Source organism: Streptomyces sp. NPDC102402 (genome assembly GCF_044765765.1).
Lineage (GTDB): Bacteria > Actinomycetota > Actinomycetes > Streptomycetales > Streptomycetaceae > Streptomyces.
Map to the genome: position 1 here is coordinate 268,997 of NZ_JBIWKR010000005.1, position 20,567 is coordinate 289,563.

Annotated in this window: 17 protein-coding genes and 2 tRNA genes; 10 read left to right on the top strand and 9 right to left on the bottom strand. The window is 71.7% G+C overall.

Annotated features, from left to right (window positions below):
* Nucleotides 1-3 precede the first annotated feature (3 nt).
* The 6 genes from ACIRJR_RS17800 to ACIRJR_RS17825 all read left to right on the top strand — a co-directional run bounded on the left by ACIRJR_RS17800 (nt 4) and on the right by ACIRJR_RS17825 (nt 3,957).
* Nucleotides 4-95 (top strand) — tRNA-Cys (locus ACIRJR_RS17800).
* Nucleotides 96-150: 55 nt separating this feature from the next.
* Nucleotides 151-245, top strand: a tRNA-Cys gene (locus ACIRJR_RS17805).
* A 479-nt stretch (nt 246-724) separates the two neighbouring features.
* On the top strand, nt 725-1,567 hold the full coding sequence (locus ACIRJR_RS17810) for a BTAD domain-containing putative transcriptional regulator (protein WP_403781019.1): 843 nt from the start codon (nt 725-727) through the stop codon (nt 1,565-1,567).
* A 122-nt stretch (nt 1,568-1,689) separates the two neighbouring features.
* Entirely contained in the window at nt 1,690-2,121 is a 432-nt protein-coding gene (locus ACIRJR_RS17815; RefSeq protein ID WP_403781022.1) for a hypothetical protein, read from the top strand.
* Nucleotides 2,122-2,197: 76 nt separating this feature from the next.
* Nucleotides 2,198-3,742, top strand: a complete 1,545-nt coding sequence (locus tag ACIRJR_RS17820; RefSeq protein ID WP_403781025.1) for an acyl-CoA carboxylase subunit beta — start codon at nt 2,198-2,200, stop codon at nt 3,740-3,742.
* A gap of 14 nt (nt 3,743-3,756) precedes the next feature.
* Nucleotides 3,757-3,957 carry an acyl-CoA carboxylase subunit epsilon gene (locus ACIRJR_RS17825; RefSeq protein WP_403781028.1) on the top strand — a complete coding sequence of 67 codons (201 nt, stop codon included), beginning with the start codon at nt 3,757-3,759 and terminating at the stop codon, nt 3,955-3,957.
* Between the two features lie 248 nt (nt 3,958-4,205).
* Here the strand turns inward: ACIRJR_RS17825 and ACIRJR_RS17830 are convergent, their stop codons facing one another.
* Nucleotides 4,206-5,207 carry a TIGR03842 family LLM class F420-dependent oxidoreductase gene (locus ACIRJR_RS17830; protein WP_403781031.1) on the bottom strand — a complete coding sequence of 334 codons (1,002 nt, stop codon included), beginning with the start codon at nt 5,205-5,207 and terminating at the stop codon, nt 4,206-4,208.
* Between the two features lie 503 nt (nt 5,208-5,710).
* Here ACIRJR_RS17830 and ACIRJR_RS17835 point away from each other — a divergent pair.
* On the top strand, nt 5,711-6,541 hold the full coding sequence (locus tag ACIRJR_RS17835) for an alpha/beta fold hydrolase (protein WP_403781034.1): 831 nt from the start codon (nt 5,711-5,713) through the stop codon (nt 6,539-6,541).
* Nucleotides 6,542-6,701: 160 nt separating this feature from the next.
* The gene (locus ACIRJR_RS17840; RefSeq protein WP_403781037.1) at nt 6,702-7,973 is read left to right on the top strand and encodes an alpha-L-fucosidase; all 1,272 of its coding nucleotides are present in this window, start codon (nt 6,702-6,704) and stop codon (nt 7,971-7,973) included.
* 30 nt (nt 7,974-8,003) lie between these two features.
* Here ACIRJR_RS17840 and ACIRJR_RS17845 read toward each other — a convergent pair whose 3' ends face one another.
* The gene (locus tag ACIRJR_RS17845) at nt 8,004-8,759 is read right to left on the bottom strand and encodes a helix-turn-helix domain-containing protein (RefSeq protein WP_403781040.1); all 756 of its coding nucleotides are present in this window, start codon (nt 8,757-8,759) and stop codon (nt 8,004-8,006) included.
* A gap of 350 nt (nt 8,760-9,109) precedes the next feature.
* Between ACIRJR_RS17845 and ACIRJR_RS17850 the strand changes: the two genes are divergently transcribed.
* Nucleotides 9,110-12,277: a discoidin domain-containing protein gene (locus ACIRJR_RS17850; protein WP_403781043.1), complete on the top strand. Its 3,168-nt coding sequence runs from the start codon at nt 9,110-9,112 to the stop codon at nt 12,275-12,277.
* Between the two features lie 43 nt (nt 12,278-12,320).
* Here ACIRJR_RS17850 and hydA read toward each other — a convergent pair whose 3' ends face one another.
* The 7 genes from hydA to ACIRJR_RS17885 all read right to left on the bottom strand — a co-directional run bounded on the left by hydA (nt 12,321) and on the right by ACIRJR_RS17885 (nt 19,075).
* Entirely contained in the window at nt 12,321-13,718 is a 1,398-nt protein-coding gene (gene hydA, locus ACIRJR_RS17855; RefSeq protein ID WP_403781046.1) for a dihydropyrimidinase, read from the bottom strand.
* A gap of 241 nt (nt 13,719-13,959) precedes the next feature.
* Nucleotides 13,960-15,243 (bottom strand): aspartate aminotransferase family protein, encoded by a 1,284-nt coding sequence (locus ACIRJR_RS17860; protein WP_403781049.1) that lies wholly within the window; start codon nt 15,241-15,243, stop codon nt 13,960-13,962.
* Nucleotides 15,240-16,082 (bottom strand): nitrilase-related carbon-nitrogen hydrolase, encoded by an 843-nt coding sequence (locus ACIRJR_RS17865; protein WP_403781052.1) that lies wholly within the window; start codon nt 16,080-16,082, stop codon nt 15,240-15,242. The genes ACIRJR_RS17860 and ACIRJR_RS17865 overlap by 4 nt, the downstream gene beginning before the upstream one ends.
* 138 nt (nt 16,083-16,220) lie before the next feature.
* A complete protein-coding gene (locus ACIRJR_RS17870; RefSeq protein ID WP_403781055.1) occupies nt 16,221-17,249 on the bottom strand; it encodes a serine hydrolase domain-containing protein in 1,029 nt (342 codons plus the stop codon).
* A 4-nt stretch (nt 17,250-17,253) separates the two neighbouring features.
* Nucleotides 17,254-18,174 (bottom strand): DUF6895 family protein, encoded by a 921-nt coding sequence (locus ACIRJR_RS17875; protein WP_403781058.1) that lies wholly within the window; start codon nt 18,172-18,174, stop codon nt 17,254-17,256.
* Nucleotides 18,171-18,896, bottom strand: coding sequence for a hypothetical protein (locus tag ACIRJR_RS17880; RefSeq protein ID WP_403781061.1), 726 nt, complete (start codon nt 18,894-18,896; stop codon nt 18,171-18,173). Before ACIRJR_RS17880 ends, ACIRJR_RS17875 begins: the two co-directional genes overlap by 4 nt.
* Nucleotides 18,893-19,075 (bottom strand): hypothetical protein, encoded by a 183-nt coding sequence (locus ACIRJR_RS17885; protein ID WP_376379219.1) that lies wholly within the window; start codon nt 19,073-19,075, stop codon nt 18,893-18,895. The genes ACIRJR_RS17880 and ACIRJR_RS17885 overlap by 4 nt, the downstream gene beginning before the upstream one ends.
* Nucleotides 19,076-19,707: 632 nt before the next feature.
* On the opposite strand from ACIRJR_RS17885, the gene ACIRJR_RS17890 reads away from it, so the two are divergent.
* Nucleotides 19,708-20,538 (top strand): hypothetical protein, encoded by an 831-nt coding sequence (locus ACIRJR_RS17890; protein WP_403781064.1) that lies wholly within the window; start codon nt 19,708-19,710, stop codon nt 20,536-20,538.
* The last annotated feature ends 29 nt before the right edge of the window (nt 20,539-20,567 follow it).

The following is a 20,567-nucleotide window of genomic DNA, read 5'->3' on the forward strand; positions in this document are numbered from 1 at the left end:
CCAGGAGAGGTGCCCGGAGCGGCTTATCGGGGACCACGGCAACACACCGAGGTCGGGCCTCAAAACCCACGCAGGTTCAAATCCTGCCCTCTCCGCGACACAGCCACACAGCACAAGGCCACGTCACCACAACACCACAGCACCACCCCAGGAGAGGTGCCCGGAGCGGCTTATCGGGGACCACGGCAACACACCGAGGTCGGGCCTCAAAACCCACGCAGGTTCAAATCCTGCCCTCTCCGCCACATATGATTCGACGATTTCCGGCCGCCGAAATTCATGCCTCATCTCGGAATTCCGGCATACGCGCCGCATACGCAATCACATTCACGGCGCTCCGGCCGCCCCTCGCCCCCACCCGGGGCGTTTCACGGGACCCCGGACACCGAAGACGCCTGGCCGCCCGCTCGTCGCGCCGCCAGGGCCGCCGATCCCCCGTACCGGCGGACCAATCACCCCGGCGGGCCGCCACCGAGTGCGGCCCGCCGGGGTGCGGGCGTCTCACCCCTCCCGGCCACCGGCACGGACCCGCATCCGCACGGCCGGCCACCCCTCTCACCATCCCCGAGCGACCTCCACGCAAAAAAATACCTTCCCAAAGGAATTATTCTGTGCGAGGATGCGTGCGGGAGGAAGCTCCAGGGATCCGACCCCGGAGATCGCCACGCGCCGGCCTCCGCGGCCCCAGGCCGCGGCTCCGGCGGCCATGACGATTCCCCCACCCGTGTTCAGCCGTCTTCGCCGCCCGAACGCCAAGGGGGAATACGCCATGCTGAGCTTCTCGATTCTCGGCGCACTCCAGATCCGCACCGCATTAGGCCCCGCGGAGATCTCCGGCGATCTCCAGCGGACCCTTATCCAGACGCTGCTCGTGAACGAGGGTCAGTCCATCTCGGGCGAGAGCCTCATCGAGGAGATGTGGGGCGAATCGGCCCCGGACAACCAGTCGAACGCTCTTCAGGCGCACGTCAGCCGCCTGCGCCGCAAGCTGAAGAGCCTCGAGCCCGGCCGCGCCTCGTCCCGTGTGACGATCCATCCGTCCGGCTACCGGCTCACGGTGGGCGAAGGCGAGCTGGACGCCGCCGAGTTCATCAAGACCGTACGACAGGCGGAGGTCGCCACGGCCGGCGATCCGGCGGCCACCGCCCGGCTGCTCGGAGACGCCCTCGCGATGTGGCGTGGCCCCGTCTTCGGTGACTTTCCCGGTGGCACCCTCTGCCAGTTGGCCTGCGGCCGCTACGAGGAGCACCGCATGCGGGCCATGGAACTGCGCTTCGACGCGGAGCTGCGCCTGCGCCACCACGCGGCCATGCTCGCCGAGCTCCACGACGCCCACACCAACCACCCCCTGAGGGAACGCTTCTGCGAGCAGCTGATGATCGCCCTCTACCGCTCCGGACGCCAGGCCGACGCACTCAACGTCTACCGCCGGATGTGGCAGCACCTCTCGGACGAGCTCGGCATCGAGCCCTCGCCCTCACTGCGCCTCGTGGAGAACGCGATCCTCTCCCACGACCCGGCGCTCGCGTGCGAGTCCCAGGCGCCGGTCATACTCCAGCCCGCCTGACCCCCGCCCTCGTGCGGCTGCCGTGTAAGCCCGCCGTCAGCGCCCGGTCAGCCCCTGTTGCGACGATCGCCGTGGACGACGAAAGCGCACATAAGCAGTCCCCCAGACACTCGGAGACCCCCATGACCACGAGTCAGACATCTGCCCGCTCAGCGGACACCGCCGGACGCGTGACGGCTGCGCGTCCTCTGCGCATGTTCCTCGGGCTCGACGCCGCCGTGACGGCGGGGAACGGCCTCATCTACCTGATCGCCGCGGGTCCGGTCGGCGACCTGCTCGACCTCGACACCGGCCTGCTGCGCGGCATCGGCGCCTTCCTCACCGTGTACGGCATCCTCGTGGGCGTCCTGGCCTCCCGCCCGGTGCCGGCTGCCGGCGCCACCAAGGTCGTCATCGAGGCCAACCTGCTGTGGGCCGTCGCGAGCGTGGTCACCGCCGTGTTCGGCTGGTTCGACCCGAACACCGTCGGCACCGTGTGGATCCTGATGCAGGCGGCCGTCGTCGGCGGGTTCGCCGTCCTTCAGATCAACGGCCTCCGCCGACTGGGCAGCTGACCGCCCACCACAACGCTCGCTGTGCCCCGTCGCTGGACGAGCGGGCGGTCGGGGCAGCCAACCGGTAGGGGGAGACATGCGGTTCCACGTCGCGGAGCTGGCCGGGATCCGGGAGCAGGTGCACGCGGGCCCGAGCGAGAAGGCAACCTCCGCGCAGAAGGCCAAGGGCAAGCTCACCGCCCGCGAACGGATCGGCCTGCTCCTCGACGAGGACTCGTTCCACGAGGTGGAGCCCCTGCGCAGGCACCGGGCGACCGGCTTCGGCCTGGAGGCCAAGCGGCCTTACACCGACGGTGTCATCACGGGCTGGGGCACCGTCGAGGGCCGGCCGGTCTTCGTCTACGCGCACGACTTCCGCATCTTCGGCGGAGCGCTCGGCGAGGCCCACGCCGAGAAGATCCACAAGATCATGGACCTGGCGATGTCGGCGGGCGCCCCGCTCGTGTCGCTCAACGACGGTGCGGGCGCCCGCATCCAGGAAGGTGTCACCGCCCTGGCCGGCTACGGCGGGATCTTCCGCCGCAACACCAAGGCGTCCGGGGTCATCCCGCAGATCAGCGTGATGCTCGGCCCCTGTGCGGGCGGCGCGGCGTACTCGCCGGCTCTGACGGACTTCGTCTTCATGGTCCGCGAGACCTCGCAGATGTTCATCACGGGCCCGGACGTGGTCAAGACCGTGACGGGCGAGGAGATCTCCCAGAACGGCCTCGGCGGCGCCGACGTGCACGCCGAGACGAGCGGCGTCTGCCACTTCGCCTACGACGACGAGGAGTCCTGCCTCGACGAGGTGCGCTATCTCCTCTCCCTGCTGCCGGGCAACAACCGCGAGACCCCGCCCTCGGTTCCGGCCGACGACCCGGTCGACCGGCGTTGTGAGGCGCTCGTCGACCTGGTCCCGGTGGACGGGAACCGCCCGTACGACATGCGGCAGGTGATCGAGGAGATCGTCGACGACGGCGAGTTCCTGGAGGTCCACGAACGGTGGGCCACCAACATCATCTGTGTGCTGACCAGGCTCGGCGGCCAGGTGGTGGGCGTCGTCGCCAACCAGCCCCGGTCCCTCGCCGGTGTCCTGGACATCGAGGCGAGTGAGAAGGCGGCGCGCTTCGTGCAGATGTGTGACGCCTTCAGCGTCCCGCTCGTCACCCTGCTCGACGTTCCCGGCTTCCTTCCGGGTGTCGACCAGGAGCACGGCGGCATCATCCGGCACGGCGCCAAGCTGCTGTACGCGTACTGCGACGCGACCGTGCCACGGATCTCGCTGATCCTCCGGAAGGCCTACGGCGGCGCGTACATCGTCATGGACAGTCAGTCCATAGGCGCCGACCTCACGTACGCGTGGCCGACGAACGAGATCGCGGTGATGGGCGCGGAGGGCGCGGCCAACGTCATCTTCCGCCGGCAGATCGCCGAGGCCGAGGACCCCGAGGCCAAGCGGGCCGAGCTGGTCAAGGCGTACAAGGCCGAGCTGATGCATCCGTACTACGCGGCTGAGCGCGGCCTGGTCGACGACGTCATCGACCCCGCGGAGACCCGTGAGGTGCTGATCAGCTCCCTGGCGATGCTGCGGACGAAGCACGTCGACCGTCCGGCCCGCAAACACGGCAATCCCCCTCAGTGACGGAGGTTACGACCATGACCACCCTGTCCCCCTCGTCCACGCCCTGCATCCGCATCGAGAAGGGTGCGGCCACGCCGGAGGAACTCGCCGCCCTCACGGTCCTGTTCCTCGCCCGGGCCCCCCGGGACGCGGGCACCGAGGCCGACGGCCCGGGCGCGGCCACCTCCTGGCTGCCCGACCTGTTCCACGCCCCCCACAGCTGGCAGGCCCGGTGAGGGGCCGCGCCCGGCACCCGGGCCGTCCCCGGTGCGCGAGGACGGGGGCGTCGCCTCGGGCCGGAGCGAGGGCGACAGCCCGCCGGACCGCCGGGATGACGACTGCCTGCCGGAGATACGGCCGGCCGACCCCGTGAAGCGCCGCCGCCCTCTCCCCCGACCGGGCAGAAAGCCGGTCGGGGGAGAGGGCGGCGGCGCGCGTCACAGGGTGTTCGGCGGCCGTAGGGACGGGCGGTGGGACGGTTGGGTCAGGCGGAGAGCGCCGGGATGATCGTCGAGCCGTAGGCGTCGATGGTCGCCTCCCGTGCGTCGTGCATGTCGTAGACGGCGAACTGGTCGACGCCCAGCTCCCGCAGGACCCGCAGCTTCTCGATGTGCGCCTCGGCGGGCCCCAGCAGACAGAAGCGGTCCACGATCTCGTCGGGGACGAAGGCCGCGTCCGGGTTTCCGGCGCGGCCGTGGTGGCTGTAGTCGTATGCGGAGCGCCCGGCGATGTACTCCGTGAGGGCTTCGGGCACCAGGCCGGAGTGCTCGCCGTACCGGGAGACGAGGTCGGCCACATGGTTGCCGACCATGCCCCCGAACCAGCGGCACTGCTCGCGGGCGTGCTCCAGGTCCTCGCTCACGTAGGCGGGCGCGGCGACGCAGATGGTCACGGAGTCCGGGTCGCGGCCGGCCGCGGCAGCCGCGTCGCGTACCGCCCTGACCATCCACTCGACGAGGAAGGGGTCGGCCAGCTGGAGGATGAACCCGTCGGCCTTCTCCCCGGCGAGTGCCAGCGCCTTGGGACCGTACGCGCCCATCCAGACGGGCAGCCTGCCGTCCTTCACCCAGGGGATCTGCACCGGCTGTCCGTCGACGGTGGCCTCGCGCCCCTCGGCCAGGTCCCGGATCACGTCGATGGCCTCGCCCAGTCTGGCCAGCGTGTTGGGCTTGCGGCCGGCCACCCGCATCGCGGAGTCGCCGCGTCCGATGCCGCAGACGGTCCGGTTGCCGTACATCTCGTTGAGCGTGGCGAACGTGGAGGCGGTGACCTCCCAGGTACGGGTGCCGGGGTTGGTCACCATCGGCCCGACGATCAGCCGTTCGGTGTGCTCCAGGATCCGGCTGTAGATGACGAAGGGCTCCTGCCACAGCACGGCCGAGTCGAAGGTCCAGCCGTAGCGGAAGCCGTTCCGTTCCGCGCGGCGCATGAGTCCGACGACGGCCGAGGCGGGCGGGTCGGTCTGGAGGACGAGTCCGAAATCCATGGCAGATGCTCCTTGTGGAAGAACTGACACGTGGCGCGCGGGTCGGGAAGCCGTGCCGGGACCGGCGGTGAGGATGCCTGTCCCGTATGCGCCGACCGGTCGGCGCATACGGGCGGAAGGACCCGGGACGCCGCTCCCGGAGACGTGTTCCGGCAGAGCCTTCCACATCGGGCCGCGCCCGCCCCGCTGACGCGGCCCCTGTCAGGGCGAGTCGCGGGGGGACAATCCTGGACCGCTTCCCGGCCTTTGGGAAGGGGGACTCTACGCGCGAAGCCGCCCGGCGCGGCGAGCGTGGCCGGCGGGCCGTACGGCCCGGCGCGCCCCCGCGTGCACTCACCCCCCGGAGGCATTCCAGAGTGAGAGGTTCACCCCGTAAAGGTATCGTTTGTCGAGTTCGGTCATGCGTACGGCCTCTGCGCCCGTGGTGGTCCTGGGCCCACACGGCCGGCGCACGCCGGCACGTCTCCCTCCACGCGGCAGCGATTCCAGCGGAAGGCATCGACATGGGCACGGTCACCACCATCGACGGGACGAGCATCTACTACAAGGACTGGGGCCCGCGCGACGCCCAGCCGGTCGTGTTCCACCACGGCTGGCCGCTCAGCGCCGACGACTGGGACAACCAGATGCTGTTCTTCCTCGCCGAGGGCTACCGCGTGGTGGCCCACGACAGGCGGGGCCACGGGCGCTCGAGCCAGAGCGCCACCGGGCACGACATGGACACCTACGCCGCGGATGTGGCGGCCCTGGCCGAAGCGCTCGACCTGCGGGGCGCCGTGCACATCGGCCACTCCACCGGCGGCGGCGAGGTGGCCAGGTACGTCGCCCGGGCCGAACCGGGACGGGTGGCGAAGGCCGTACTCGTCAGCGCGGTCCCGCCGGTCATGGTGAAGTCCGCGTCGAACCCGGGCGGCCTGCCGATCGAGGTCTTCGACGGTTTCCGCGCCGCCCTCGCCGCCAACCGCGCGCAGTTCTACATCGAGGTGGCCTCGGGCCCCTTCTACGGATTCAACCGCCCCGGCGCCGAGGTGTCCCAAGGGCTTGTCGACAACTGGTGGAGGCAGGGCATGCGCGGCGCGGCCAACGCGCACTACGAGTGCATCAAGGCCTTCTCCGAGACCGATTTCACCGAGGACCTCAAGAAGATCCAGGTGCCGGTCCTCGTCGCCCACGGCACGGACGACCAGGTCGTGCCCTATGAGGACGCGGGCCCCCTGTCGGCGGAGCTGCTGACGAACGGCAGGCTCAGGAGTTACGAGGGCTATCCGCACGGCATGCTCTCGACGCACCCGGAGGTCCTCAACCCGGACCTCCTGGCCTTCGTGAAGGAGTAGGCCCAGGGCACCGTCCCGCCCGATCGCCTCAGCCTCCGCACGGCTTGGTGAAAACGGACCAGTGAGGGTGAGCGCCGCCCACGCGCGGGCCCGCCGTCCCGGCCTAGCGTGGGCGGAGCGGGATCCCCCGCCCGCCCCGCCCTTCACCGAGGACCGCCCCATGCCCATGCAGCCCTGGTTCCCCGATGCCAAACTGGGCATCTTCCTCCACTACGGCATCTACGCGGTGGACGGCGTCCCCGAGTCCTGGTCGTTCTACGACGGGCAGGTGCCGCACGAGCAGTACATGCGGCAGCTGGACGGCTTCACCGCATCCGCGTACGACCCGGAGGGCTGGGCCAGGCTCTTCGCACGCGCCGGGGCGCGGTACGCCGTACTGACCGCGCGCCACCACGACGGCGTGGCCCTGTGGGACACCGCGCACGGCGATCTGGACGTCGTACGGAACACACCCGCCGGGCGCGACCTCGTGGCCGGGTACGCCGATGCGCTGCGCGGCCAGGGCCTCAAGGTCGGCCTGTACTACTCGCATTCGGACTGGAACCACCCCGACTACGCGAGCGTGGTCCACCCCGAGCCGCCGAACGAGGACGTGGCCACCCACCCCCTCGTGACCCCGGCGGACGGGGTCGAGGACCCGGAGGCGTGGGCACGCTACCTCGCGTACCGCAACGCCCAGGTCGGCGAGCTGGTCTCCCGCTTCCGCCCCGATCTCCTGTGGTTCGACGGGGAGTGGGAGCGCAGCGAGGAGCAGTGGGGCATGCGCCGGCTCGCCAAGCAGATCCTCGCCGGCAACCCGGAGACCGTCCTCAACGCGCGCATGCTCAGCCACGGTGACTACGCCACACCCGAACAGGGCGTGCCGCTCGTGGCACCGGACGGGCCGTGGGAACTGTGCCTGACGCTGAACGACTCCTGGGGCTACCAGCACCGGGACCGCAACCAGAAGTCGGTACGCCAACTCGTGCGCTACTTCACCGAGACGATCGGCTTGGGCGGCAATCTGCTGCTGGCCGTCGGGCCGAAGGAGGACGGCACCATCCCGGCGGAACAGGTCCGGCGCCTGGAGGGCCTCGGGGCGTGGATCGCCCGGCACGAAAGGGCGGTGTACGGCACGGTGGCCGGCCTGCCGGCCGGTCATCACTACGGCCCCAGCACACTCTCCACCGACCGGCGCACGGTCTTCCTCGTCTGCTTCGACACCCCGAACGAATCGGTCGCGCTGCGTGGCCTGCGCAACAGGGTGGAGCGGGTGACCGTGCTCGGCACCGGCACCGAGCTGGCCCACCGGGTCACCGGCGGACTCCACGACGTCCCGGGCGTGCTGTGGATCGACGCCCCGGAACCGGCGGACGTCGACCCGTGCGCGACCGTGCTGGCCGTCGAACTCGACGGTGAACTCGGCCTCTACCGGGGCACCGGGCGGGACTGAGTCCGGCCTGGGCTCGGCCGCCCGTCCCGCTCAGCGGCCGGCGCGCACCGAGCGGGGGGACACGCCCAGTTCACGCCGGCACGCCTTGTTGAACGCCTGCAGATCGTCGATGCCGACCGCCGCGGCCACCGCGGGGATCGGCAGTGTCGACTCCCGCAGCAGATGGCGCGCCCGCTCCATCCGCCGCCGGCGGATGTACGCCACCACGGTGGAGCCTGTCCCGGCCCGGAAGAGGCGCAGCAGATGGTTGTGGGACACGCCCGCCGCCCGCGCCACCTCGGGAACGAGGAGCCGCTCCGCGAGGTGCGACTCGATGTACGCGACGGCGGTGGCGAGCGAGGCGTGCGGACCGTTCCCCCGCCCTGCCGGCACGGCCAGTTCGGCGAGCTCCCACAAGGCGGTCCAGATCTCGGCGTCCGCCCTCCTCGGAGCGCGCGGAGCCGCCGCGATGGCCCGCAGCAGCGTCTCCGACAGGTCGGGGGTCCGTGCCCCGGCGTCCTGGACGACGGGCAGGGTCACCGCCTCCCCCGTGCCGGAGAGGCTCAGGTGCGCGTACAGGTGCTCCGACCGCCCCTGGTAGCGGAAGCGCACCTCGGCCCCCGGCGGGACCAGGCTCACGTGCCCCGGCCGGATGATGTGGAGCACGCCGTCGACGACGAGCTCGGCGGCATATCCGTAGAGGTGGAGCTGCCACAGATCCGGGAGCCGGAACACGTCGACGTCGCTCGTCGTGCCGTGGACCCCTGCACCGAGGCTCAGCACCCGCGGCGGCTCGTCCAGACGCACGGCGACGGTCCGTCCGGGCACACCCCAAAAGGCCCGGGTCACTCGAGGGTTCCGGCGGCGGGACAAGGGCCGGCGGGGCGCGGGTGAGCCACTTCCCCTCCGTTCTCGGTGCGGCTTCGCGGCGCTGGACGCTAACACGTCCACGTCGCGACGGCGCCCTCCGAGGCGACCACGCACCCTCGTCCGCCCGCACCCGGCCTTCGCGCGGTCCGCACCCGGCCTTCGCGGGCCGGGCCTGCCCCGTACAGCCGCTCCCACCTGGGCCGGAGCGCGAGAACCCTTGACGCCCGCCGGGACGGGAGAAAGGATGGCCCGGATCTGACAACGTTGTCACCATTCGGAGACCGCCCATGCCAAGCAATGCCACCCACCACGACAGGCGCAAGTTCCTCCAACTGGCCGGTGTTGCGAGCCTTCTGGCCGTCGGACCCCTGTCCCTCGCGGGTGAGGCGGCAGCCGCCGGATCACCCGTCGCCACGGCCGGACGCCACCCGCTCGACGCCGGCCCGGACAGCGTGTCGGACACCTATTACCAGGTTCTGCTGACGCACACCCGCTGGGCCGAGACGCAGTGGGACTCCGCTCTCGGCCATTACACGCGCAAGGACTTCGGCTTCGCGGTGGTGCTCGGCAACGCCGTGCTCCTGACCCAGGGGGCCTACGACCCCGAGCGGGCCGGTATCGCCAAGGACGACCTCCTCGCCCGCACACTGGCCACCATCAAGCACTTCGCCGCGTCCAACCGCTGCGCGGGCGGCACGGAGTGGGGGCGGACCCTGTTCTTCGACACGACGTTCCAGCTGTACTTCGTGCTTGCGGCCAGACTGCTCTGGGAGCAGCTGGATCCCGGAACACGGCGGAACGTCGACACGATCGTCGCGGAACAGGCCCGGTTCACCGCATCGCTGGGCAGCGGCGACGACCCCGCCTCCGGAAGCTGGACGCCCAACGGGTTCGAGGGCGGCCATGTCGGCGACACGAAGCTGGAGGAGATGGGCGTCTACGCCCAGTCGCTGGCACCCGGCCTGGCCTGGGCCGCCTCAGACCCCCGCCACGCCGACTGGGCGGCGGCCTTCGGCCGGTGGACCAGGAACGAAGCGGGGCTGCCCGCGGCGGACCTGGCGAATCCGGCCCTGGTCGACGGGGTGCCCGTGAGCGCCAACACCGCGACGAACCTCTACGACTCGTTCATCGTCGAGAACCACGACTCCTTCGGCCCGCACTACCAGGCGGAGTTGTGGCGCACCTCAGGCCGGAACGCGGCGCACTTCATCACCGCGGGACAGCCCATGCCCGAGGTGCTGACCGCCCAGCCGAACGCCGTGCCGCTGTGGCGCACACTCCGGATGGTCATGAGCGACGCGGGCGAGCCGCTGATGCCGATGGTGGCGGACCGCGAACACCTCTACGGACGTGATGTGATCCCGCTGGCCTTCCTCGCCCAGGTGACCGGTGACCGCGCCGCCGCCTGGGCGGAGGCCGCGATGGCGGAGCGGCTGGTGCCCTACCAGGCCTACGCCCCGGAGCACCGCCTCGCGAAGTTCTCGGGCGAGGCGAAGTACGAGCCCGAGGCCCGGGCCGAGATCGCCATCAGCTACCTGCTGCACAGGTGGCGCGCCGCACACGGAGGCGTCGTGCCACCGCTGTCCGACCGCGAGTTCTTCGAGCAGGCCGCGGGAGTCAAGGACTTCGGCGAGGGACCTGGCCTGGTGGTCCAGCAGAGCCGGGCGGCGTGGGCGGCTTCGGTCAGCAAGCCGGGCTTCGTCAAGTTCGCGTGGCAGCCGGCCCATGACGACTGGCTGTTCGCGCTCAGCGGGAACGGCCCGATGTTCCTCCCCTCCACCGGCGGGAAGGTGCTGCGGCGGTCGGTCACGACCTACCGGAAGATACGCGACGGTTTCGACGCGACGGCCACTCTGCTCCAGCTCGACTCCGGTCACGCGGGGTTCACCACCCTGCCCTCCGGTGCGGTCGTCTACGCGACCAGTGGCACGGCCGCCGGTGAGGGGCGCCTGCGGCTCCACAACCTGACCATGCCGGGACTGGCCGGCCTCGACGGCCGGCGCACGTACACCGCGGCAGAGGGATCCGCCCAGGTGGATTCCGCGGACAGCGGCAACACAGCGGTCGGGCCGGGGCCGCGCGTCGACACACTGGCACTCCCCCGGAGCTCCCACCGCTTCGTCCGGATGCAGGGCATCTCCGGCCACCCGCAGTACGGGTACTCCCTCTTCACCCTCTCCGTCCGTGACGGCGCCGAGGGCGAGGACCTCGCGCGCGGCCGTGTCGCCACCGCCTCGTCGGAGACGTCCGGCAAGGAGGCGGAACGCGCGGTGGACGGCGACGACACGAGCCGCTGGGCCGTCGCCGTCGCTGAACGCAACCGTCAGGACAGCTGGTTGAGTGTGGACCTCGGCAGCGTCACGGCGTTCGACAGCCTCACCCTGGCATGGGAGTCCGCGGCCGCTTCCGCGTACCGGGTGCAGGGCTCCGACGACGGCGAGACCTGGACCGAACTGGCGCGGTTCCCCGAGGCCGATCTCGCGAGCCGGGGCGGCTGGCTCTCCGTGGACGGAAGGGCGGGCCTCGTGGTCCGGGGCGCGCGCAATCCGCTGGCGGTCTACGGCGACGTGGTGGTGCTGTCCGACGGGCCGGCGGAGGCCCTGACCGTGGAGGGCCATCCGTCGGGCGATCCCGCCGCGGTGCGGGCGGCGGCCTCCCTGGAGGCTCCGCGAGCCGCGAACCCCGTGGTCCGTGCCAGCACCGTCGGCGGGCACCTGAGTCTGTTCAACCTTTCGCCGGACCCCGTCTCCACCGTGGTGTCGGTGCCCCGGCAGGGCGCCGACCTGCACCTCTACGCCGGCTCGCAGGTCGTGACCGCGAGCGGGACGGACTTCACCGCGGAGCTGGACGGCGCGACGGCCGAGGTCGCGGCGGCTCGCTTCACCCTTCGCTCGACGACCGGCGCAGCCGTCCCGCCGGGGCTCCGGGTGGAGGTGCTCGACGCCTCGGCACTGCGCCTGACCGGACCGGCGTGCGACCTGCTCGTCACCGCGGGCAACGGCCGCCGTGCGAAGGTCCGGCTGCGCCGGGACAGGACCGTCACGCTGTCGGTTCCGGGCACCGTCGCCCATCCGCTCGGCGACGCCGCGCTCGGCTGCGACACCTTCCCCAACGGCCCGTTCCCCACCGGCATGTCGGATCCCGCGGCCGCGGTCGACGGCAGGACGGACACGTCGTGGACACCGGGGCAGGACCGCGCGCGGATGGTGGTGGACCTCGGGACCTCGCTCCCCGTCGAGCGCGTTCTCGCGGAGTGGACCCCTGGCAGGGTTCCCGAGGCGGCCGTCGAGTTCAGCACGGATGGCGTCACCTACCGGTCCGGCGGGCGCCTGCGGGTCCGCGGTGGCACCGGCAGCCTCTCCACGCGTGGCACCGCCCGCTATGTGGCGCTCGACGTATCGGGCTGGAGCGGCAGGCACGCACGGCTCAGGACGCTGTCGGTGCTCCCCGAGTAGGCCCCCCGCGCGGCTCGGCCGGGTGCGGCGGCACCCGGCCGGGTCACAGGTACTGGCACAACCCCCGCGGCAGGTAGGCCCCGTGCCCGGCATGTCCCACGTATGCCCCGCTCTCGATCACGGGGACACCGCGCGACAACACCGTCTCTACCCGCCCCGTGATCCGCTTGCCCTCGTACGCCGAGTAGTCCACGTTCATGTGGTGTGTGTCGGCGGAGATCGTCTGCTCCGCCTCCGGGTCGTAGATGACGACGTCGGCGTCCGCCCCCGGCGCGATCGTGCCCTTCCTCGGGTACAGGCCGAACATGCGGGCCGGCGTCGCGCAGGCGATCTCGATCCAGCGGCGGCGCGAGAGGTGCCCGTCGACGACCGCCTGGTGCAGCAGGTCCATGCGATGCTCCACACCCGGCATGCCGTTGGGGATCTTCGAGAAGTCGCCCCGGCCCATCTCCTTCTGACCGGAGAAGCAGAAGGGGCAGTGGTCGGTGGACACGACCTGGAGCTCGTTGTTCCGCAGCCCGCGCCAGAGCGCTTCCTGGTGCTCCCTCGGACGCAACGGGGTCGAACAGACGTACTTCGCTCCTTCGAAGTCCGGCTCGGCGAGGTTGTCCGTGGACAGGAAGAGATACTGCGGACAGGTCTCGCCGAATACCGGCAGCCCCCGGTGGCGGGCGCCGGCGATCTCGGAGACGGCCTCGTCGGCGGAGACGTGCACCACGTACAACGGTGATCCCGCGACCCGGGCGAGCTGGATGGCGCGGTGCGTGGCCTCGGCCTCCAGAGCCACCTTGCGCACGTCGCCGTGGTACCGCGGGTCGGTGCGTCCCTCGGCGAGGGCCTGCTCGACCAGGACGTCGATGGCGATGCCGTTCTCCGCGTGCATCATGATCAGGCCGCCGTTGCCGGAGGCCCGCTGCATGGCGCGGAGGATCTGCCCGTCGTCGCTGTAGAAGACTCCCGGGTAGGCCATGAAGAGCTTGAACGAGGTGATGCCCTCCGCGACCAGGCGGTCCATCTCCTTGAGCGAGGACCCGTTCACATCCGAGAGGATCATGTGGAAGGCGTAGTCGATGGCGCAGTTGCCCTCGGCCTTCTTGTGCCAGGCGTCGACTCCTTCGCGCAGCGAGCGGCCCATGGTCTGGATGGCGAAGTCCACGATCGTCGTGGTGCCTCCCCAGGCCGCCGCCCGGGTACCGGTCTCGAAGGTGTCGGCGGCATAGGTCCCGCCGAACGGCATCTCCATGTGGGTGTGCGCGTCGACCCCGCCCGGGATGACGTACTTGCCGGTGGCGTCGATCCTGCGGTCGGCGGTCCAGCCCGCCGCGGCTTCGGTGCCGTGGGCGGCGAGGGCCGCGACGCGTCCGCCCTCGATGAGTACGTCGGCGTGGATCTCGTCCGACGCGGTGATGACGAGGCCGCCGTGGATGACGGTGCGGCTCATGTACCCCTCCTCGCTGTGGCGATACCGGTGCGGCTCACCGATGAAGGTGTTCTCTGTTCACGTGCGGCCCTCGGGGCTCCTGCCTTGTGAGTCCAGGTTCCGGCACGGGACCACCGGTTCCTTCCCCCGCCAGGGGGATCCCGCTCCCCCGCCCGAGGGAGAACGCCCCGGGCCAGGAGAGCGGGAACCTAGGGCGTCTTTCGAAAGCAGCGCCGTCCGCCCGGGGCGCGGGGCGACGTCGTCATCCCGCCGCCCGCAGTGCCTCACCCAGGATCTCCGCGCCCTCCTCGGCCTCTGCGACGGTGAGCGAGAGGGGCGGCGCGATCCGCAGGACGCTGGTGTCGTGGCCGCCGCCCTTCCCGATGAGCAGCCCGCCCTCGCGAGCCGCCTCGAGTACGGCCGCCGCGGCCTCCGGGTCGGCCTCGTCGCTGCCGGGCCTCACCAGCTCGATGCCGATCATGAGCCCTCGGCCGCGTACCTCGCGTACGGCAGGAGAGGCCGCGCCGACCGCCCTCAGCCGCTCGATGAGCAGCCCGCCGACCCGGCGGGCGTTGCCCTGGAGGTCGTGCTCCAGCAGGTAGGAGAGGTTGGCGAGCCCCGCGGCCATGGTGACCGGTGACCCTCCGAACGTCGAGATCGAGTTCGCGTCCAGGCAGTTCATGACCTCGGCGCGGGCGACGACACCGCCGATGGACATGCCGTTGCCGATGCCCTTGGCGAAGGTGAGGATGTCCGGCGGCCCGTTCGAAGCGTGCGCCTGCCAGCCCCAGAAGTGATCGCCCGTGCGCCCCCAGCCGGTCTGCACCTCGTCGGAGATCCAGAGGATGCCGTGCCGGTCGAGGACCTCGCGGAAGGCCGCGTACAGCCCGTCCGGCGGTGCGGTGAACCCGCCGACCCCCTGGACGGGCTCGGCGATCAGCGCCGCGGCGCCCCTGGTGTGCCCGAGCAGGTCCTCGAGGTCGGCCACACAGGCCTTGACGAACCGTTCGTCGCTCAGCTCGGCGTACGGTCCGCGGCTTCGGACTCCGCCGTGGACGTACAGCGTCTGCAGCGGGGAGAGGCTCGTGGTCGACCAGGACCTGTTGCCCGTGATCGAGACCGCCGAGAACGACCTGCCGTGGTAGCTGTTGCGCATCGCCAGGATCTGGTTCGACCCCCGGTGGGCGGTGGCGAGCAGCAGCGCGGTGTCGTTGGCCTCGGTGCCCGAGGTGGTGAAGAAGACCCGGGCGTCCGGGATGCCGGAGAGTGCCGCCACCCGCTCGGCGAGTTCGACCATCGGGCGGTTGAGGTAGAGGGTCGAGGAGTGGATGAGCCGGCCGGCCTGCTCGGTGACGGCCTTGGTGACCTCGGGCAGGGCGTGCGCGGTCATCGTGGTGAGGATGCCGCCGAAGAAGTCGAGGTAGCGCCTGCCGTCCGCGTCCCAGACGTGGCGGCCCTCGCCGTGGGTGAGTTCGAGGGGCTGCCGGTAGTAGAGGGCCAGCCATTCGGGGCTGACGGCCAGGTGCCGCTCGTGCAGGCCGGTCACGGCTCCACCAGCCCGTCGTACGCGTCCGGCCGGCGGTCCCGGTAGAACGCCCACTGCTGGCGGACCTCCTCGATCAGGCCGAAGTCGAGGTCGCGCACGAGGAGTTCCTCCTCCTTGTCGCTCGCGACCTCTCCCACGAACTGGCCGCGCGGATCCACGAAGTAGCTCGTGCCGTAGAAGTCGTTGTCGCCGTACTCCTCCTGGCCGACACGGTTGATCGCGGCGATGAAGTACTCGTTGGCGACGGCCGACGCGGGCTGTTCGAGCTGCCACAGGTAGCCGGAGAGCCCGCGCGAGGTGGCGGACGGGTTGTAGACCAACTGGGCTCCGTTGAGTCCGAGTTGGCGCCACCCCTCCGGGAAGTGCCGGTCGTAGCAGATGTAGACGCCGACCCTGCCGACGGCGGTGTCGAAGACCGGCCAGCCGACGTTGCCGGGTTTGAAGTAGTACTTCTCCCAGAAGCCCTTGACCTGCGGGATGTGGTGCTTTCGGTACTTGCCGAGGTACGAGCCGTCGGCGTCGATCACCGCCGCGGTGTTGTAGTAGAAGCCGGACCGCTCGACCTCGAAGACCGGGACGACGATCACCATGCCCGTCTCGCGGGCCAGGTCCCGCATGCGCCGGACGGTCGGTCCGTCGGGCACGGGTTCGGCCCAGCGGTAGTGCTCGGGCTCCTGGACCTGGCAGAAGTAGGGGGCGTTGAACACCTCCTGGAAACCGATGATCTTCGCGCCCTGCCGGGCTGCCTCGCGCGCGTGCTCCTCGTGCTTGGCGATCATGGATTCGGTGTCGCCGGTCCAGGTCGCCTGGACGAGTGCGGCGCGTACGACGTGGGACATGAGCTGCTCCTTCGACGCGGCGTCAGAGAGCCTCTACGTTTCTCTACGCCCGTAGACACGGTGCATAGGAGGAGAACGTAAGCCCCGTCACACAACGGGGCAAGACCATCGCCGTGAACCGGCGGAGTCGATCATGTTTCACACCCGAGCGGTCGATGCCCTTCCGGGGGCCGGGGCGTCCAGTGCGCGCAGAGTCCCGTACGCCGCTTGGACGAAGGGGGCGAGGGGGGTGGGTGCCGTGTTCGTCAGGGCGACGAGTCCCGTGCCGGAGACCGGGAGGAAACCCGTGAACGCGGTGAATCCACGGGTGCCACCGGAGTGGTGGAGGAGCGCGCCGTCCGGACGTGGACGGAGGTTCCAGATGAGGCAGAGGCGTGCCCCGGTCCTCGGAACGCTCAGCCGGGGCCGCTGGACCTCCGCCAGCGCGGTGCGCAGCGCGCGGTCCGCCACGGAGCCGGGGTCGAGCAGGGCACCGACCAGGTGCAGCAGGTCACGGGGGCTGGAACGCACGGCTCCGGCCGCCGCCAGCCCCGGCATCCGCAGTGCCGGGCGGGGGCGGCCGTGCCAGTACCCGGTGACCTGCGGGGCGTCGGCGTCGCAGTCGGTGCGGGTGAGGCCGAGCGGGGCGGTGATCCGGTCGGCCAGCAGAGCGGGGTAGTCGCCCCCGGCACCGCCTGCCGCCCTGGCGAGGACGTGGCCCAGCAGCGCCCCGCCGAAGTTGGAGTAGAGCACCCGGGTGCCGGGACGGTGGCGCGGCCGGGTGCGGCGCAGCGAGGCGAGCAGGTCGTCCTCGAAGAACCCGGCGTACGGGTTGCTGAGCCAGCCGCTGCGGACCGCCCGGGAGAGCAGTCCCGGAGGCAGCCGGGGCAGGCCGGAGGTATGGGTGGCCAGGTGGAGCAGGGTGAGCGGCGGCCCGGCCAGCCTGAAGGGGAGGTAGCGGTCGGCGCGGTCGCCGTAGCGGACCTCGCCCCGTGCGGCCAGCTCGGCGAGCAGCAGGGCGGTGAAGGTCTTCGTCAGCGAACCCGTCTCGAATCTGCTGTCCTCGCGCACCGGGCCGCGGAAGAGCACGGCGCGCTCGGCGCCCCGCACCGCGGCCACCGCCGCCACCGGGCCCTCGGCCGCCGCCAGGAGAGGGCCCAGGCGGTCGGCCAACGGCAGTCCCGTCACGCCTTCACCCCTGCTCAGCCGCCCGGGCCAGCGCGATGGAACCCGCGACGGCGGCGACGACGACCGTGTGCTGATGGTCCGTGAACCGCCTCTGGGGGTCGTCGTCCACGGGGTCGCTGTCCCGGGGGACGAGTCCGTCCTCGTGCTGGAGCGCCGCGATGGCCTCCCAGTCCTCAGGCCGGCAGTACGGGTCCTCGATCGAGGCCCCGACGACGAGGAGTTCCGTCACGAGGTCCCACTGGCCCACCTCCCGCCAGACGTCGATCCACACGGGGAGCCAGGTGCGCACGTAGTCGGCGAGCTCGGGCGGCAGGCCGCCCGGGTTGCCGCCCCAGTCGGTGAGGTGGAAGACCGTGTGGGTCATGGCGTAGGCCGTGATCCAGTTGACGGCCCACGGCTCCGGCCGCGCACCGAGCCAGGTGCCGGCCGCCAGGGCCTTCATGTCCTCGGTCCGGGCCAGGCCGACGACACGGGCGGCGTTGGCGACGGCGAGACGCCGGTTCGGAAGCACCTCGACACTGCTGACCGACCGCATGCGGGAGCGGTGCGCGAGGAGCCGGTCGAGCTCCTCGTGCCGGTAGCCGCAGCGCACGAAGGGGGCGTACATCTCCAGCGGGTCCGTCATCAGCGTGTGGCGGAGCTGGCGTTCGTAGATCATGTCGCCGCGCCGGAACTGCTCCCAGGTGAAGTCCATCAGGCTCTGGGCGGCGGCCAGCCGTCCTGGTCCGGCGACGCCGTCCCGCAGGATGAGAGAGGCCGCGAGCGTGGTCTCGCCCAGGGGTTTGTAGACGCTGTCGGGGTCGGCCATCGTCTCGGTGGTGCCGGGCGGGAGACCGCCCAGGTCCCGGTTGGCGTGCAGCCAGGAGAGGGAGCGGTCCGCCATGGTGCGGGCCGCCCGGGTGACCGGTTCGGGGATCGTCGTCATCTGTGTGCCGCCTTGGGGGCCGCGCCGGGCCGCTGTTCGAGGAAGTGACGTGCGATCGCCAGGTCGAGGGCGCCGCGCGGTCCCGCTCCGCCCACCAGGTGCACGTGCTCCAGGGCGACGTCCGGGTCCAGGGGCAGGCCGACACCTTCGTGCCGCAGCCAGGCGAGCCACCGGACGAGGCGTCCGGCGGTGGGGAAGTCGCGGCGCAGGACGGACCGGCTGACTCCCCGGCTCAGCGGGAGGGCTCCGTCCCGGGCGGCCGTGTGCACCGGGCCGTCGAGACCGAGCGTGGCCAGGGGGGCGAGCTGGGCCATCCTGACGGACCAGGCACTCCACTCGTCGGGGCCGGGGAGCTCGTCGCCCGACGGCTCGGGGGCCAGTTCGCGCAGGGTGTCGTCACCGGCGAGCCGGGCGAGAAGGACCGCGGTCGCGTGGTCGCGACGGGCGACCGTCGTCTCGTCCGCGCTCTCGGAGGAGGGAAAGGCGTCGAAGGCCTTGACGGCGACGGCCGCGTCCTGCGGCTCGAACGCCTGGCCTGCCAGGAGGTGTGGACTGAAGACGTCGGCGCCCAGAACCCGTACGGCAGCCAGTGCCGCGAGGGTGTCGGGGGCGTCGTCGACGTACCGCGCCAGCTGCACGGGGTCCCCGGTGCCGGTGAGGGCACCGAGGACACGTGCCGCCAGGGCGTCGGCCGCCTCGGCGAATGCGGAGTGGGAACTCACTTGCCCCGGGGCTCCTTCGGCTCCTTGGGAGACAGGAGGAGGAGCGCGAGCAGGAAGCCCGCGGCCTCGGGGGTGTAGAGCGGGGCGTCGCTGACGACCGCCTCGGGCTCCGCCATGAGGGCGCTCAGCGTGGTGGTCTGAGCCGGGGTCGCGGTGAGAGTGATCTCCTGGGTAAGCATGGTGCCTCCACATCACTGGGGGGACATGTACCACTTGTGTGGTTATGCCTTGACCGACCCTAGAGGGTGGGCCGGAAATTCTCTCCGCAAGTCCGCGCCCACTGGCCATGTGCATGGACCACAGGCCCCGGAGAGCCACGGTCCGTACTCCTGGCCCACTCCGCCGCGGAGCAGGGGCCGAAGCGCGGGACCGGCCCACCCCGGCGGGGGCCACTTTCGCCAACCTGTTCCCGTCCGTGGCGGACGGATCGCCCCGCTCCGGAGCCGGACACCACACGCCCCATGCCCCATGCCCCAGTACATCAAGTCGGCACGGTGCGAGGGCTGTTCACGTGACGTCCACCCCGGCCGACCCGAGGCCGGGGAAAGTGGTGCGTACGCGCCGGCTTCCACCGGTCCGGCCGGTGGACCGGCATCACCGGAGACCCCTCCGGAGCCCCCGGGGGGGCACGGTCGGCAGTTGTCCGGCTCGCCGACCGACCAATCCGGACGGCTCTCGGCTCCGAACCGGGAGGGGAACGGAATCGGTCCGGCCCGGCCGCCGGACCGCCTCGGCACGGATGTGACGTGGGCCCGGCAACGGATGGCCCTGCGGGCATGCGGCCCGACAGGCGGACGAAGGGGAGACGTACGTGGGCATAGCCAGTGCGCCGGCGAACGAGGTACGGGAACGCCGGAGACAACACGCCTCAGCGACCACGGACGAAGGGACCACCGACGAAGCGGCCGCGGGCAGCGCCGCGGACGCGCTCCGCCCCGCCGGCTCTCCGGGCGACGAGGTTCCGGGGGAGACCACGGACTCTCCGTCGACGCCGTCCGGCGGGCGGACCGCCCCTCGCGCCTCCACCCCGTCGACCGGGCCCGTCTTCGTCGACCTGACCGGACGGCGCAGCCGTACCTGGCGCCGGGCGGGAACCGTCGCCGCGCTCTGCTGCGCCTGCTACGCCGCGACCCTGGTCGCCACGCTCATCGGAAGCGATGCCGGCGCGCCCTTCCTGCGGCTGCCCCGGGCGATGGGCCTGGACCGCGAGACCGGACCGCGGCCGGCACCGGCCGCGGACGGCGGCCGTTCGGCCTCCCCGTCTCCCGAAGCGTCTCCCGGAGCGGCCGACGGGACGGCAGGTACGGGAACACTCGCCGCGGCAGGACCGTCCTGGAGCGCCGAGCCCCACTCCGAGCCCCGCCGCGCGTCCGCCGGCCCGTCGGACATCCCCGTGGTGGACGCCGAGAGGGCGACGCCCCCCAGGGCCTCGGCGTCCGGGCCGCCCGCACCTGGCCCGGGGAGCGGCGGCTCGCCGACGGCGGAGCCCTCCCACCTCCCGGGGACCGGCGCCGGCTCCGAGCCCCCCGCCGACGACGGTGACGACGCCCAGGTCCCGGAACCCGAGGAGACGTCGTCGGGCAGAGGCCCCCTCGGAGACCTGGTCGGAGGTCTGCTCGGCGGCCTCCTGGGCGGCGTCTGACCGGTCACGCGCTCCCCCGGCCTGCCGCA

Excerpts from the sequence above, each read along its gene's own strand:
- ACIRJR_RS17820 (WP_403781025.1), top strand. The coding sequence starts at position 2,198 with ATGCGGTTCCACGTCGCGGAGCTGGCCGGGATCCGGGAGCAGGTGCAC.
- ACIRJR_RS17865 (WP_403781052.1), bottom strand. The coding sequence starts at position 16,082 with ATGTCCCACGTCGTACGCGCCGCACTCGTCCAGGCGACCTGGACCGGC.
- ACIRJR_RS17885 (WP_376379219.1), bottom strand. The coding sequence starts at position 19,075 with ATGCTTACCCAGGAGATCACTCTCACCGCGACCCCGGCTCAGACCACC.
- ACIRJR_RS17830 (WP_403781031.1), bottom strand. The coding sequence starts at position 5,207 with ATGGATTTCGGACTCGTCCTCCAGACCGACCCGCCCGCCTCGGCCGTC.
- ACIRJR_RS17850 (WP_403781043.1), top strand. The coding sequence starts at position 9,110 with ATGCCAAGCAATGCCACCCACCACGACAGGCGCAAGTTCCTCCAACTG.
- ACIRJR_RS17835 (WP_403781034.1), top strand. The coding sequence starts at position 5,711 with ATGGGCACGGTCACCACCATCGACGGGACGAGCATCTACTACAAGGAC.
- ACIRJR_RS17815 (WP_403781022.1), top strand. The coding sequence starts at position 1,690 with ATGACCACGAGTCAGACATCTGCCCGCTCAGCGGACACCGCCGGACGC.
- ACIRJR_RS17840 (WP_403781037.1), top strand. The coding sequence starts at position 6,702 with ATGCCCATGCAGCCCTGGTTCCCCGATGCCAAACTGGGCATCTTCCTC.
- hydA (WP_403781046.1), bottom strand. The coding sequence starts at position 13,718 with ATGAGCCGCACCGTCATCCACGGCGGCCTCGTCATCACCGCGTCGGAC.
- ACIRJR_RS17825 (WP_403781028.1), top strand. The coding sequence starts at position 3,757 with ATGACCACCCTGTCCCCCTCGTCCACGCCCTGCATCCGCATCGAGAAG.
- ACIRJR_RS17875 (WP_403781058.1), bottom strand. The coding sequence starts at position 18,174 with ATGACGACGATCCCCGAACCGGTCACCCGGGCGGCCCGCACCATGGCG.